This window comes from Trinickia sp. (genome assembly GCF_051954495.1).
GTDB lineage: Bacteria > Pseudomonadota > Gammaproteobacteria > Burkholderiales > Burkholderiaceae > Trinickia.
In genome coordinates this window covers 80208-93907 of record NZ_JBQCHR010000089.1, presented here as the reverse complement: position 1 = coordinate 93907, position 13700 = coordinate 80208, and the positions used below count along the sequence as shown (strand labels likewise).

Genomic DNA, 13700 nt, shown 5'->3' with positions numbered 1-13700 from the left:
CACGCGCGAAGATCGCTGAACATGCCGGCGACCTGGCGGTGGTCATCCTGGAGCCGATGATGGGCGGCGGCGGCTGCATCGCGGCCGAACCCGCCTTCCTGAAAATGCTGCGGGAGGAGACCCAGCGGGTCGGTGCGCTGCTGATCTTCGACGAGGTGATGACCTCCCGCCTCGCGCCCGGCGGACTGCAATCGGTGCGCGGGATCAAGCCGGACCTGACCACGTTCGGCAAATACATCGGCGGCGGCATGTCGTTCGGCGCGTTCGGCGGCCGCGCATCGATCATGCATCAATTCGATCCGCGCAGGCCGGACGCCACACCCCATGCGGGCACGTTCAACAATAACGTTTTGAGCATGGCCGCCGGCGTGGCCGGACTGTCAAAGTTGTACACGGCTGATGTCGCGCGTGAATTGAACGCGAGCGGAGACAGGCTTCGTGAACGACTGAACGCGATGTGTGTCGAGCGGAACGTGCCGCTTCAGTTCACGGGGCGGGGATCGCTCATGAATCTTCAGGCCGGCAGGCATGCGATCCGGTCGATCGGCGACCTGCTCCCGGGGGGCAATCTCATCAAAGATCTGTTTTTCTTCCACATGATCGAGCACGGCATTTATCTCGCGCGCCGTGGCTTCATCGTGCTCAGCATGCCGATCGGCGAAATTGAAATGGCCCGCTTGTTGTCGGCTTTCGATGCGTTCGTCGAGCGCTACGCGGGCGTCATTGCGTAAAAGTTATCGTTATCGCCGCCTGTGCGGCGCGGTTTTGCGAGGAGCACCGGAATGAAAGATGTGGCCGAAGAACGGCTCGTAGGCGACACGCCGCGTGGGGGAAGCGTCATGAGCTTTTACCTCCCGAAAGGCGCGGCGCGCCCCCCGCGCATCGCGCGTGGCGAAGGCATCCACCTTTTCGATGAGCACGGCGCCCGGTATTTGGATGCCACCTCGGGCGCGGTCGTCAGCAACCTTGGCCACTCCAATCCGCGCGTCGTCGCTGCGATGGCGGAGCAGGCTCACCGCGTCACCTTCGCCTATCCCCGCTTCTTCGAGAGCGAACAGAACGTTCGGCTTGCCGACAAGCTCACTGCGCTTGCCGGCGACGGGTTCGACCGCGCGTTCTTCGTGTCCGGCGGATCCGAAGCCAACGAGGCCGCACTGAAGCTCGCACGGCAATACGCGCTTGCCTGTGGGCAATCCACCCGCTGGAAGGTGATCTCGCGTAATCCGAGCTACCACGGTTCGACCATGGGGGCGATGGCCGTGACGGGCGATTCATTCACCGAATCGATCTACGGCCCGATGTTCCAATCGATGCCGAAGATTCCGGCGCCGCTGACTTACCGGTTGCCGCCCGGCGTGACGACCGAAGAGCACGTCGCGGCCTGCGCCGAAGCGCTCGAGCAGCGGATCGTGGAGGAGGGACCCGATACGGTGCTCGCGTTCATTCTGGAACCGATCGGTGGACTCTCGACCGGCGCCGTGGTGTCGCCCCCGTCGTATTACAAGCGCACTCGCGAGATCTGCGACCGCCACGGGGTGCTGCTCATTCATGATGAGATCATGTGCGGCGCCGGACGCACGGGCGTATTCCTGTCCTCGCAAGACTGGGAGGGCTCGCGTCCCGACATCGTGACACTGGCCAAGGGTCTCGCCGCGGGCTACACGCCGTTCGGCGCCGTGCTCGCGCCGAACCATATCGTCGAAACGATCGGCGCGAAAGGTGGTTTCGTCCATGGACATACCTACTTCTCGAACCCGTTCTCTTGCGCCGTGGCGGAAGCCGTCATCGACGAGGTAGTGGAGCAGGGGCTCGTCGAGCGGGCCGCGCGGGTCGGCCAGTATCTCGACGGGCGGCTGCGCGAATTGCAGCGGGCGAGCCGCCTGATCGGCGACGTCCGCGGCAAGGGTTTGCTCATGGCGATCGAACTCGTCGCGGACAAGGAAACGCGGCGTCAGCTGCCGCCGTCGATGAACGCACCGGCTCGCCTGACGAACTATGGTCTGGCACACGGCATCGCGCTTTACAACCGGCGTGCGAACCGAGGACAGTTCGGCGATATCCAGCTGATCGCGCCGCCGCTGATCATCACGGAATCGCAGGTCGACGATCTCGTCGAGCGGCTCGGGCTGGCGCTGTCAGATTTCGAACGCGACCTCGAACGTGAGGGAGCGCTCGGCTAAGAGGCGGACGGCGCGAAAGGACTCGATGCGCCGGTTTTGTCCGTTGTAACGTCGCATAGTTCAAGTCACTATTGCTTATTGACATGGAGGCATTCGATGACACGCGTTCGCGTTGCGGCTTTCACCGTCTCGCTCGACGGTTACGGAGCAGGTCCTGATCAAAACATCGACAATCCGCTTGGCGTCGGCGGGACGGAGTTGCACCAGTGGCTCGTGCCGACACGCACGTTTCAACGAACCTTGTTTGGAAACGAAGGCGGGACGACCGGAGTCGACGATGAGTTCGCCGCGCGCAGCTTTGAGAACGTCGGGGCGTGGATTCTTGGCCGGAACATGTTCAGCCCCATTCGCGGGGCATGGCCGGACGATAACTGGAAAGGCTGGTGGGGAGACAATCCGCCGTATCACGTGCCCGTTTTCATCTTGACCCATCATGCTCGTCCCTCCATCGAGATGGAGGGCGGCACGACGTTCCACTTCGTCACGGGCGGCATTCGCGAGGCGCTCGACCGCGCACGGCAGGCCGCCGCCGGAAAGGACGTGCGCATCGGCGGAGGGGCGAACACCATCAAGCAGTATCTTCGCGAGGGACTCGTCGACGAGCTGCACTTCGCTATCTCGCCGGTGCTGCTCGGCCGGGGGGAGTCGCTGTTCGAAGGCGTCGACCTGCGGGCCTTGGGATACCGATGCGTCGAAACCGTAGCGTCGGAGAAGGCCACGCATGTCGTTTTACGGCGGGAAGGGCGGACGGGGACGTGACGATCGCCGTGGCGAGCGGGAATGGTCTTCGTATGACTTAAGGAACAGCCTTGCGCCGCGCAGGCCTCTTCCCGTTCGCGTCCCAACGCCGAGTCTTGAACCACTGGCGGAACGTCCGCACGAATCTTTCCTGCACCTGAGACGGCAGCCGATTGGCAGGGTGGTACATGTACACGTCGAATTCCACCGCGGGCACAAATGGCCGGATGACCACCCGCGATGGATCCGCCAGGCGAGCGGAGGCTTCATCGATGATGGCGCACCCGGCGCCGTGCGTCACCAGCGCGAGCGCCACGGAAGACTGCGGCGTGGTCAAAAGAATATTGCGGTCCACGGCGCTTGCTTCGAAAGCCGATTCGATGCGCGAACGCGATCCGTCGATTTCCGCGAGCGAGATGAATGCTTCGTCGCGTAAATCGTCCGCGCGAATGACCTCCTTGGAGGCGAGCCGATGCAGGGCCGACAAAGCGCAGACACCCGTCAGGCTGCCCAGGCGCTCCACCTGAACGCCGGCGCGCGGCGCGAGCATGATCGCTATGCCGACATCGGCTTGACCGTCGGCGGTCCAATCGATCACGCGCGGCGACGACTGCGAGTGCAGGTTGATCGTCAGCCGCTGCGACTCCTTCGCGAATTGCGCAACGAACTCGGCCATCAGCGTTTGCGCGATGCCCGGCGAGGCGACGATCGACAACTGCCCCCGGCGCATGTCGCGAATCTCTCTAGCCGCCTCCTTCAATTCGATCACCCCGTCCCACGCGCGCTGCATCGACCCCGCAAGCGCCCGTGCTTCCGCCGTGGGGACGAGCCGTCCGCCGCGCTGCTCGAACAACACCAGGTCGAGCTCTTCTTGCAGCTGCGCGATCAACTTCGTCATGGCGGGCTGCGAAATCTTCAAGGAATGCGCCGCAGCCGTCACCGTGCCGAATTCGAGCATCGCCTTGAACACTTCGATCAGTCGGAATTTCATCGGCTCGCATCACTCACGGGAAAGGCCATAACCGGAGGTTATGGACGAATAATCATAGCGCGCTTTCATGGACACGCGAAATTGTCGTTTCTAGACTCAAAAACATCATCATTCGAACATCGGAGGAAGACATGGACCGTCGGGGATTCGTCACGGGGGCCGCCGCACTGGCGGCCGCCGCCGTCGGTGGGCTGGCGCGCGGGCAATCGCAGCGCGTGCCGGTCGCGGGGCGTTCGCTGCTCACCTGTACCGCGCAGTTCGATCCCGCCCGCCCGGAAATCGCTCGGCTGGTCGCACAGGCGTGCAAATCGATTGGTTGGGAGGTCCAGGCCAATCCGATGGACTACAACCAGGGTATTCAAAAAGTCATCATGGAGCATGACTTCGAGATGTACCTCGTGTATTTCCCGGGCACCAGCATCCGTATCGACCCTGACTTCTTCATACGGGGCGTGCACGATTCCGCGGAGGACAAGCGCGGCGGATTCAATTGGATGGGCTACCACAGCCCCCAAGTGGATGCGTTGGCAACGGCGCAAGCTCGTTTGATGAAAGTGGGCGAGCGACACAAACCCGTCGTCGATGCGCAAAGTGCGATCTTCGCCGATCAACCGGGGACGGTGCTGGTCTATTCGCAGATGACGATGGCGCATCGCTCGGACAAGCTGAGCGGACTGGTACCGCAGCTTGGTGAAGGCATCGGCGGGTTTTGGTCGGATATCAACATGAAGGTGACCGGAGACGGCTATTCGCGAAGCGGCGCCAATGCGGACGTCAAGCATTTGAACCCGATCGCCGTGGTCGACAGCACCGAGTTCGCGGAGCTCTCGATTCTCTATGACCGGCTGATGCGGCTCGATCCGAGCGGCAAGCCTGTGCCATGGGCCGCGAGCGCGATGAGGTTCGTCGACGACAAGACGATCGATCTGACCATTCGTCCCGACATGCACTGGCACGACGGCAAGCCCGTCACGGCGGACGATGTGAAGTTCAGCTTCGATTATCACAAGCAATGGAAAGCACCCTTCTTTTTGACAGCGCTGAACAACGTGGCTTCGGTCGAATTGCCGGACGCCCACACGGTCCGCATCAAGCTGGCTAATCCGTCCGCGCCGTTCGTTTCGAACGTCCTGGCCACGATGTTCATCATCCCGCGCCATGTATGGGAGGGTGTTGCCGCAAGCGGCGATCCGCTTCGATTCGCCAACGACAAGCCGGTGGGCAGCGGGCCTTTCAAGTTCGATTACTGGAGGCGCGGCTCCGAGTTGAAGATGAGCGCGTTCAAGGCGCACTTCAACGCGCCCAAGTGCGCCGGCATCATTCGGATTGTCTACGGTAGCCAGGATGCGCTTGCCACGGCCATCGCCAACGGCGAATGCGACCGTACGCGCTATGTGTTGACGCCTGCGCTGGTCGATCGGCTGAAGACGGTGAAGAACGTGGTGGCCAAAGGTTATCCGAGCCATGGGCTCTACCACCTTTCATACAACAACCGCATCAAGCCATTCGACGATCCGGCCTTCCGGCAGGCGCTGAACTTCATCATGCCGCGCCAGATGATTTCCGAACTCGTGCTGCTCGGCTATGCGGACCCCGGTGCGTCGATCATCTCGCCGACGAACGATGCGTGGCACAACTCGGCAGTCAAGGTGCCGCCGGAGAACGTGAAAATGGCGCGCGACCTGCTTTCCAAGGCCGGCTACAGCTGGGATGCGCAAGGCCGGTTGCTGTCGCGCGCGTGAGGGCGCCCCCGCCGTATCGGCAGTCATAGTCGTTGGAAAACCGCTTCGATCCTCGAGGATCATTCATGACTCTCTATCTCGCGCGACGAACGATGTCGTCATTGATCACGCTGCTGGGCGTGGCCGTGATCCTGTTCGTGCTGTTTCGCATGATGCCCGGCGACCCCACCGCGCAGGTGATCAGCCCGGCGCTCGACCAAGCCGCCCAGGCACGGCTCAAGCATGCCTTCGGGCTTGATCTGCCGCTATGGCAGCAATTCTTCATTTACCTGAAGAATATGCTGACTCTGCAATGGGGGCAGTCTTTCACTACCGGTCAGAGCGTCGCGGCGCTGCTCGGGCACTGGCTGCTCAACACGATGCTCTTGATGAGCGCCGGCCTGGTGCTGGCCGTGGTAATCGGCGTGGTGCTCGGCATTTTGATGGCGGCCCGGCGAGGCGGCGTTCTGGATCATGTCGCGACCGTCGCCGGACTCGTGTTTCAGGCGGCGCCCCCATTCGTGATTGCGATCGTGCTGCTGATCGCGTTCAGCTACAAGCTCGAACTGCTGCCGTCGTCCGGCATGGTCGCCGCGGGCACGGATGACGCGGGCACGTGGGCGATGCTCACGTCCGCCGACTTTCTCAAGCACCTCATTTTGCCGACGATCACGATCGGCGCGGTCTACGTGGCCACGCCGATGCTGGTGATGCGCGATTCGATGCTCGAAGTGCTGGGTTCCGACTTCGTCGAATTTGCGCGCGCCAAGGGCTTGAGGCCGTCGCGCGTGCTGTTCGGGCATGCGGCCCGCAACGCGCTGCTGGCGGTCGTGACCGTTTCCTCGCTGATTCTCGGTTTTGCAATCGGCGGCCAGATCGTGATCGAGACCGTGTTTTCGTGGCCGGGCATGGGCAAGGCCATGGTCGATGCCGCCTTGCAGCACGATTATCCGGTGGCCCAGGCCGCCTTCTTCCTCATGGCCGTGGTGGTGATCGTCATGAATCTCCTGACCGATTTGTCCTACAGCCTCCTTGATCCCCGCATTCGATTCGGAACGACATGATGAACGAAGCAGCAATGATGACCACACACTCTTCGCCCGCGGCGATGGCGCCCATATTCGAGGCGGAATGCTTCGAGATCGAAACCCGCTTCGTCGTTCCATACAAACTGACCGAGGGAACGCTGGCGACGACGCGTGCGATCCTCGTCAAGCTGACGGACAACGACGGCGTCACGGGGTGGGGCGAAGCCAATCCGAGCATGAGTTTTACCGGAGAATCGTGCGAGCAAGCCATGCATGTGCTGCTCGATACGCTACTGCCGGCCGTGCTGGGATGCGCGAATCCGGAGCCCTTGCGCGTCGATGCTCTGCTCGACACGCTCGTGCCGAAGCATCTATGCGCGAAAGGCGCCGTATCGATGGCGCTGCTCGACTTGCTCGGCAAACGACTGCGCGCGCCGGTGGCGACGCTGCTGGGCGGCGTGCTGCATTCGACGCTTCCCGTCCTGTGGCCGCTCAGTAACGGTACGGCGCAGGACGACATCCGAGTCATCGACGAAAAAGCCGCGCAAGGCTTCGGCAGCTACATGCTGAAGATGGGTACGTCGCCCGTGGAAGACGAGGTGCGGCGCGTCGCCCAATTGGAGGCGCGATATGGGGATCGGTTGAAGTTCATTGCGGACGCCAATCAAGGATGGACCGTGGCGCAGGCACGGACATTTTTAGACGGCGTCCGGGGCTCCAAGCTCGCGTTCGTCGAACAGCCTGTGAAAAAGGACGAGCTCGAGGACATGGCATCGCTCGCCGCGAGCACGCCGCTGCTCATCTCGGCGGACGAGTCGGTGGTCGGGGCCGCGCACGCGGCTAAGCTGGCCAAGCTCGGCGCGGCCAGCGTGTTCAGCATCAAAAGCAGCAAGAATGGCGGCCCGCTACGCGCCCAACGCATCGCGGCCGTGGCCGAGGCCTTCGGTATCCGCTGCTATATGAATTCGATGCTCGAATTCGGCGTCACGCAAGCTGCCTCGTTGCAGCACGCCGTGACGCTCGGCAATCTGATCGACGTTGGCCATGCGTTCATGTCGACGCTGAGGCTAGTCGAAGATCCGACGGATTTTTCGTCCTTCGTGCGCGATGGCGTCGTGCATTTTTCGAACCGCGATGGCCTTGGGGTGCAGGTCGACGAGGCGCACGTGCGCCGAATGGCGGTTTCCACCGGGCGGGCAGGAGCAAGAGTATGAACACGCCGACCGTCAAAGCGCCTCCACCGTTGCAGGGTAGCCGTCTGCCGCGCGGTGCGGCGCTCATCGCTCGCGAAATCGGCCAAAACCTGAAGGTGATCTTCGCCGACAAGCTGGGTGCGTTCGGCGCAATCGTCATCGCGTTCGCCTTGCTGGTGGCGATTTTGGGGCCGTGGCTCATTCCGCACGATCCCTACGAGTCGCTGAAGATGGCGAACGGCAGGATGGCGATCCTCCAGGCGCCGAGCGCCGCGTTTCCACTCGGTACGACCAACCTCGCGCGCGATCTCTTGTCGCAGATGATCCTCGCGACGCGCACGACGATGATCATCGGCGTGGCGAGCGGGCTGGTTTCGATCGTGATCGGCGCGAACATTGGACTGATCGCGGGCTTTTATGGTGGCCGCATCGACAATGCGCTCATGCGATTGACCGACGTGGTCTACGGGATGCCGTTCTTGCCGTTCATCATCGTCCTCATTTCACTGTTTGGCCGATCGATCGGCTTCGTGATCCTGGCGATCGTCGTGATCGTATGGCGCACGTCGGCTCGCGTGATCCGCGCCCAAACGATGGCGATCAAGCAACGTCAGTTCATTGCCTTCGCCCGCGCACGCGGCGCGAGCGATCTGCGCATCATCTATCGCCACATCGCGCCGAACATCCTGCCGCTTCTTCTGTTGTATACCTCGTTCAACATCGCCTGGGCGATCGTCACCGAAGCGTCCGCGAGCTTTCTCGGCTTCAGCGATCCGAACGCCATCACCTGGGGCAGCATCCTGCAAGACTTGTGGGCATCCGGGTACACGCAAACAGCTTGGTGGTGGTTCCTCGAACCGTCGGCGGCTATCGTGCTGCTCGTCAGCGCATTCGTGTTCGTGAGCCGCGCGTACGAGGTGGTGGCCAACCCGCGTTTGGGAGAACGATGAAATGCTGCTAGAAGCTCGCAATGTGCGCGTGACTTATCGCAGCGCTCACGGGCCGGTGCGCGCGGTCGATGGTCTCGATCTGGATGTCGACGAGGCGGAAATCTTCGGGCTCGTCGGCGAATCGGGCTGCGGCAAGTCGACGGTCGTGAAGGCGTTGCTGCGGCTGCTGCCCGATAGCGCGTCGGTCGAAGCCGATGTGCTGCGCTTCAATGGCGAAGACTTGCTCGCAATGCCGCGGGCGCGCTTCAGGCGGCACATGTTGATGCGACAGATCGCGCTGGTGCCGCAAAGCGCGCAGAATTCGCTCAACCCTGTGATGCCGGTCGGCGCGCAGATCGTGGAAGGCATCCGCGCGCACTCGAACATCTGCGCATCGAAGGCGCGCGAGCGCGTCGTCGAACTGTTCGACATCGTCGGCTTGCAGCCTGAGCTCGTGAGCCGCTATCCGCATCAGTTCTCCGGCGGCATGCGTCAACGCGCGATGATCGCCATGGCGCTCGCGTTCGAACCGTCGCTGATCGTGATGGACGAGCCGACTACCGGCCTCGACGTGCTCGTGCAGGAGCGGCTGCTGGGTCGCATTCGCGCGATCCGCGAGCGCGTGTCGTTGTCCATTTTGCTGATCACGCACGATATCGGCGTGGTGGCCGAAACGGCGAATCGCGTCGGCGTGATGTATGCGGGGCGAATGGTCGAGTGCGCGCCGACGCTGGAGCTGTTCGGCGATTCCCAGCATCCCTACACGTTGGGTTTGAAGAATGCGTTCCCTAGCATTCTGGATCTCGAACGCGAGTTGATCTCGATGCCCGGATCTCCGCCTGACATGGCGTCGCCGCCGGTTGGCTGCGCGTTCGTTGCGCGCTGCCCTTTCGCGATCGACGCCTGTGGCGCGGCACGGCCCGCGGCCGTCGATGTCGGCGTCAAACACACTTCGGCGTGCATCCGGACTGCTCATATCGGACAAATGCGCGCCGCTGCAATGAGGAAGGCAACGTGGCACTCCTAAGCGTAGAGCACTTGACCAAGCACATCAGGATCGGACGCGGACTTGGCGCCGCGCTGCGCGGCGCGGATCCGAGCTGGATCAAGCCGGTCGAAGACCTGAGTTTTTCGATCGACGAGGGCGAGATCGTCGGCATCGTCGGCGAGTCGGGCTGCGGCAAATCGACGACCTGCAATTTGCTGTCGAAGCTTGACGTGCCGACCGGCGGCACGATCCGCCTGAACGGAGAGGATGTCACCGCGGTGAGCGGCGGCAAGGCGCTCACCGAATACCGCAAGCAGGTGCAGCTCATTTTTCAGGATCCGTTCGATTCGCTCAATCCGCGTTTGCGGGTGTTCGACATCGTCGCCGAGGCCCCGCGGGCCCTGAAACTGTGGGATGCCGGCGAAACGGCGCGTCGCGTGGCGCGCATGCTGGAAATGGTCGGTCTGCCGCCGGAGCGCTACGCGCAACGCTTTCCTCATCAGATGAGCGGCGGCGAGCGCCAGCGTGTCGGGATCGCATCGGCGCTGATCGCCGAGCCTCGTCTCGTCATCGCCGACGAGCCCGTGTCGATGCTCGACGTCTCTATTCGAGCGGGCGTGATGGATCTGCTGCGGGATCTGTCGAGACGGCTCAAGTTCTCGTGTCTGTACGTGTCGCACGATTTGTCGATCCTCACGCACCTGTGCGACCGCGTCATGGTGATGTACCTCGGGCAGCTCGTCGAGGTGGCGAGTTCGGCCGAGCTCGTCGGCGCACCCCGGCATCCGTACACCCGCGCACTCGTGGCTGCCGTGCCCGTGCCGGATCCGCGACACAAGCGCGAGCCGGCCGACATCAAAGGGGAATTGGCGAAACCGATCGACCCGCCGCCCGGATGCCGTTTCGCGCCGCGCTGCTCGCTGGCGATGCCGCAATGCACGCGCACGCCGGAAATGAAGCGCATCGGTGTTGCACATACGGTGGCTTGCCACGCGGTACAGGGGGGCATGCCCCAAGGCGCCGTCGCCCCTTCGGCGACGGCAAGCGGCACGTCCCATGACGCCGCGCGGCCGACATCGGCCGAGCTGGTTCTCTCCCGAGCCCGCTATGAGAACCCACGCTGAGGCAGACACGGTGGTGATCGGCGGCGGCGTCGTCGGAATGTCGATCGCTTATGGGCTCGTCAAGGCCGGAGACAAGGTCATAGTGTTGGACGAGGGTGACGATGCGTTTCGCGCCGCGCGAGGCAATTTCGGATTGGTTTGGGTGCAGGGCAAGGGCGCGGGCAACATCGACTATGCGCGCTGGAGCCTCGCGAGTGCGAGGCGCTGGAAGGCGTTCGGGCAGGAACTCGAATCGCTCGCGCAGATCGGCCTCGAACTAAAGCAGGAAGGCGGCTTGAGGCCGGTCTTCGCACACGCCGATCTCGACCGCCAGCTTCACGAGATGGCTGCGATCCGCGACGCGATCGGCTGTACGTACCCCTATGAGCGGCTCAATGCCGCCGACGTGCGCAAGCTCCTTCCTTCGGCGGGCGCGGACATCGTAGGCGCGATCTTTTCACCCATGGACGGTCACGTCAGTCCGCTAAGACTTCTGCGTGCGCTCGTGAGCGCATTCGTACGGTTGGGCGGCTCGCTATGCACGGGCGAGGCGGCGCAGCGGATCACGCCTCGCACGGACGGCTTCGAGGTGATCACGATGAGGCGAAGCGTCCGCTCGGGCCGCGTCGTCATCGCGGCTGGACTGGGCTGCCGCGCGCTCGCGCCGCAAGTCGGCCTTGAGGCGCCGGTGCGTCCGGAGCGGGGGCAGGTGCTCGTGACCGAGCGCATGCAGCGCTTTCTTCCGTATCCCACGCCGCATGTCAGGCAAACCGGGGAAGGCGTGATCCAACTCGGCGATTCGAAAGAGGACGTGGGGTTCGACGACGGCACCACGACGCGCGAACTAGGTCGGATCGCGCGTGATGCGATTCGCTATTTTCCCTTGCTGGACCCGGTGAACGTCGTACGGGCATGGGGCGCGTTGCGCGTGATGACGCCGGACGGATATCCGATCTACGAGGCTTCGCGCGAATGCCCAGGGGCGTTTCTGGTGACGTGTCACAGCGGCATCACCTTGGCGGCGAATCACGCGGGCGCGATCGCGGACTGGATCCGCGGAGCATCCGAGCCGTCCGAATTACATCGTTTCAAGGCGAATCGCTTCCATGACTTCCATGTTCAGACCGCTGCACACTGACCAGCCGCCGCCGTTCGTCTGCTTGACGATCGAAGGCCGGCCGATCCGCGCACGCGCGGGGGAGAACCTCGCGTTGACGCTTCTCCAGGCAGGGTTTTCGCACACACGGCTCACCCCCGTATCCGCGAGCCCTCGGGCGCCGCTATGTCTGATGGGCGTCTGCTTCGAGTGTCTAGTCGAAGTAGATGGCCGGCCGAACACGCAGGCATGCATGCTCGAAGTGCGCGACGGGATGGCGGTGCGCCTGCAAAACGGCGCGCGCCGGGCGGGGAGCGGCGATGACGCATGACCTCATCGTGATCGGCGGCGGCCCTGCCGGCATGGCGGCGGCGGTGACCGCCAGTGGGTTGGGCCTCAAGGTGGCGCTGCTCGACGAACAGTATCGGCCGGGGGGGCAGATTTATCGCAACGTCGGTATCGCGGATTCATCGGTAAAGACGCTGCTCGGCAAGGACTATGCGGCCGGCGCGTCGCTATTGGCGCAATTCGAGCGTGCGCCAGTCGACTATCGACCGGGCACCTTGGTCTGGGACATCGACTCTGCCCGGACCGTGACGGTGATTTCGGAAAACAGGGCGGAGTGTCTGTCGGCTCCTCATTTGCTGATCGCGACGGGAGCGCTCGAGCGGCCGTCGCCGATTCCCGGCTGGACACTGCCGGGCGTCATGAACGCGGGAGCGGCGCAAATCGCGCTCAAAAGCGGTCCTTGTGTGCCCGAGGGAAAAGTCGTGCTTGCCGGCACAGGCCCGCTTCTGCTGCTCGTGGCGTGTCAATTGCTCGCGGCGGGCGCCGATGTGACGGCGCTCGTCGAAACCGCGCCGCGCGGCAACGGCATCGCTGCGTTGCGCCGACTGCCGCGGGCGCTTACGGCGCCCGCGCCGCTGGTCAAGGGCGTGCGTATGCTCGCGAAACTATGCGCGTCTCGCGTGCGCTGGTATCGGCATGCGACGAACTTGAAGATCGAAGGCGACGCACAGGCTAGTGCGGTGCGCTTCGATGCCGGCGGCGCGCATTGTGAGGCGGCGGATGTGGTGCTGCTGCATCACGGCGTCGTGCCGAATACGCAATTGACCCGTTTGTTGCGGCTCGAGCACCGCTGGGACGACGCGCAGGTGGCATGGCGCCCGGTCCGCGACGAGTGGGGGGCGAGTTCACAGCCGGCTGTTTGGATCGCGGGCGATGGCACCGGCATCGACGGCGCTCGCGCGGCGCAGGCCAGCGGTACGCTGGCCGCGCTCGGCATCGCGCACGCAAGCGGTCGCATCGGCGAGGTGGAACGGGACCAGCGGTCGAAGGCCTCGTGGCGGATGTTGGCCCGCGAGCGAGCGGTACGGCCGTATCTCGAAGCACTGTTTCGTCCACCGAACTGGATCGGCGCGCCAAGCGACGAGACGATGGTTTGCCGCTGCGAGGAAGTGACGGCGGGGCAGATCCGAGAGATGGCGCGCATGGGCTGCGCGGGACCGAATCAAACGAAATTTTTCAGCCGATGCGGCATGGGGCCCTGTCAGGGGCGATTGTGCGGGCTTACCGTGACGCAAATTCTCGCCGCTGAACATCACGCCTCGCCGCAGACGGTGGGCGCATATCACGTACGCGCGCCGATCAAGCCTGTTTCCCTGCATGCGCTCGCGAGCCTCGGCGCCGAGCCGCCGGCGCATAGGGCGACCAAAGAGTTCTCGGAATGAGCG

At 63.6% G+C, this 13700-nt stretch carries 13 protein-coding genes; 12 read left to right on the top strand and 1 reads right to left on the bottom strand.

The features are described 5' to 3' along the window. From ACTHNR_RS12825 to ACTHNR_RS12815, 3 genes are all read left to right on the top strand, one after another. On the top strand, window positions 1–731 hold a 731-nt coding region (locus ACTHNR_RS12825; RefSeq protein WP_440548017.1), incomplete at its 5' end, for an aminotransferase class III-fold pyridoxal phosphate-dependent enzyme. 51 nt (window positions 732–782) lie between these two features. Continuing rightward, window positions 783–2180: an aminotransferase family protein gene (locus tag ACTHNR_RS12820; RefSeq protein ID WP_440548016.1), complete on the top strand. Its 1398-nt coding sequence runs from the start codon at window positions 783–785 to the stop codon at window positions 2178–2180. A 96-nt stretch (window positions 2181–2276) separates the two neighbouring features. After that, window positions 2277–2939, top strand: a complete 663-nt coding sequence (locus tag ACTHNR_RS12815) for a dihydrofolate reductase family protein (RefSeq protein WP_440548014.1) — start codon at window positions 2277–2279, stop codon at window positions 2937–2939. Between the two features lie 37 nt (window positions 2940–2976). Here the strand turns inward: ACTHNR_RS12815 and ACTHNR_RS12810 are convergent, their stop codons facing one another. Then, a complete protein-coding gene (locus ACTHNR_RS12810) occupies window positions 2977–3909 on the bottom strand; it encodes a LysR family transcriptional regulator (RefSeq protein WP_440548013.1) in 933 nt (310 codons plus the stop codon). 131 nt (window positions 3910–4040) lie between these two features. Between ACTHNR_RS12810 and ACTHNR_RS12805 the strand changes: the two genes are divergently transcribed. The 9 genes from ACTHNR_RS12805 to ACTHNR_RS12765 all read left to right on the top strand — a co-directional run bounded on the left by ACTHNR_RS12805 (window position 4041) and on the right by ACTHNR_RS12765 (window position 13697). Continuing rightward, window positions 4041–5651 (top strand): ABC transporter substrate-binding protein, encoded by a 1611-nt coding sequence (locus ACTHNR_RS12805; protein ID WP_440548012.1) that lies wholly within the window; start codon window positions 4041–4043, stop codon window positions 5649–5651. A gap of 65 nt (window positions 5652–5716) precedes the next feature. After that, complete coding sequence (locus ACTHNR_RS12800) at window positions 5717–6694, top strand: ABC transporter permease (RefSeq protein ID WP_440548011.1); 978 nt, start codon at window positions 5717–5719, stop codon at window positions 6692–6694. A 14-nt stretch (window positions 6695–6708) separates the two neighbouring features. Beyond that, complete coding sequence (locus ACTHNR_RS12795) at window positions 6709–7872, top strand: enolase C-terminal domain-like protein (RefSeq protein ID WP_440548010.1); 1164 nt, start codon at window positions 6709–6711, stop codon at window positions 7870–7872. Further along, a complete protein-coding gene (locus ACTHNR_RS12790) occupies window positions 7869–8801 on the top strand; it encodes an ABC transporter permease (RefSeq protein WP_440548009.1) in 933 nt (310 codons plus the stop codon). Before ACTHNR_RS12795 ends, ACTHNR_RS12790 begins: the two co-directional genes overlap by 4 nt. A 1-nt stretch (window position 8802) precedes the next feature. Further along, window positions 8803–9807 (top strand): ABC transporter ATP-binding protein, encoded by a 1005-nt coding sequence (locus ACTHNR_RS12785; RefSeq protein WP_440548008.1) that lies wholly within the window; start codon window positions 8803–8805, stop codon window positions 9805–9807. Continuing rightward, complete coding sequence (locus ACTHNR_RS12780) at window positions 9795–10892, top strand: ABC transporter ATP-binding protein (protein WP_440548006.1); 1098 nt, start codon at window positions 9795–9797, stop codon at window positions 10890–10892. Before ACTHNR_RS12785 ends, ACTHNR_RS12780 begins: the two co-directional genes overlap by 13 nt. Continuing rightward, a complete protein-coding gene (locus tag ACTHNR_RS12775; RefSeq protein ID WP_440548005.1) occupies window positions 10876–12009 on the top strand; it encodes an NAD(P)/FAD-dependent oxidoreductase in 1134 nt (377 codons plus the stop codon). The genes ACTHNR_RS12780 and ACTHNR_RS12775 overlap by 17 nt, the downstream gene beginning before the upstream one ends. Continuing rightward, window positions 11978–12298 (top strand): (2Fe-2S)-binding protein, encoded by a 321-nt coding sequence (locus tag ACTHNR_RS12770; protein ID WP_440548001.1) that lies wholly within the window; start codon window positions 11978–11980, stop codon window positions 12296–12298. Before ACTHNR_RS12775 ends, ACTHNR_RS12770 begins: the two co-directional genes overlap by 32 nt. Beyond that, the gene (locus ACTHNR_RS12765; protein WP_440548000.1) at window positions 12288–13697 is read left to right on the top strand and encodes an NAD(P)/FAD-dependent oxidoreductase; all 1410 of its coding nucleotides are present in this window, start codon (window positions 12288–12290) and stop codon (window positions 13695–13697) included. Before ACTHNR_RS12770 ends, ACTHNR_RS12765 begins: the two co-directional genes overlap by 11 nt. Window positions 13698–13700 lie beyond the last annotated feature (3 nt).

Excerpts from the sequence above, each read along its gene's own strand:
- ACTHNR_RS12820 (WP_440548016.1), top strand. The coding sequence starts at position 783 with ATGAAAGATGTGGCCGAAGAACGGCTCGTAGGCGACACGCCGCGTGGG.
- ACTHNR_RS12815 (WP_440548014.1), top strand. The coding sequence starts at position 2,277 with ATGACACGCGTTCGCGTTGCGGCTTTCACCGTCTCGCTCGACGGTTAC.
- ACTHNR_RS12810 (WP_440548013.1), bottom strand. The coding sequence starts at position 3,909 with ATGAAATTCCGACTGATCGAAGTGTTCAAGGCGATGCTCGAATTCGGC.
- ACTHNR_RS12805 (WP_440548012.1), top strand. The coding sequence starts at position 4,041 with ATGGACCGTCGGGGATTCGTCACGGGGGCCGCCGCACTGGCGGCCGCC.
- ACTHNR_RS12800 (WP_440548011.1), top strand. The coding sequence starts at position 5,717 with ATGACTCTCTATCTCGCGCGACGAACGATGTCGTCATTGATCACGCTG.
- ACTHNR_RS12795 (WP_440548010.1), top strand. The coding sequence starts at position 6,709 with ATGATGACCACACACTCTTCGCCCGCGGCGATGGCGCCCATATTCGAG.
- ACTHNR_RS12790 (WP_440548009.1), top strand. The coding sequence starts at position 7,869 with ATGAACACGCCGACCGTCAAAGCGCCTCCACCGTTGCAGGGTAGCCGT.
- ACTHNR_RS12785 (WP_440548008.1), top strand. The coding sequence starts at position 8,803 with ATGCTGCTAGAAGCTCGCAATGTGCGCGTGACTTATCGCAGCGCTCAC.
- ACTHNR_RS12775 (WP_440548005.1), top strand. The coding sequence starts at position 10,876 with ATGAGAACCCACGCTGAGGCAGACACGGTGGTGATCGGCGGCGGCGTC.
- ACTHNR_RS12770 (WP_440548001.1), top strand. The coding sequence starts at position 11,978 with ATGACTTCCATGTTCAGACCGCTGCACACTGACCAGCCGCCGCCGTTC.
- ACTHNR_RS12765 (WP_440548000.1), top strand. The coding sequence starts at position 12,288 with ATGACGCATGACCTCATCGTGATCGGCGGCGGCCCTGCCGGCATGGCG.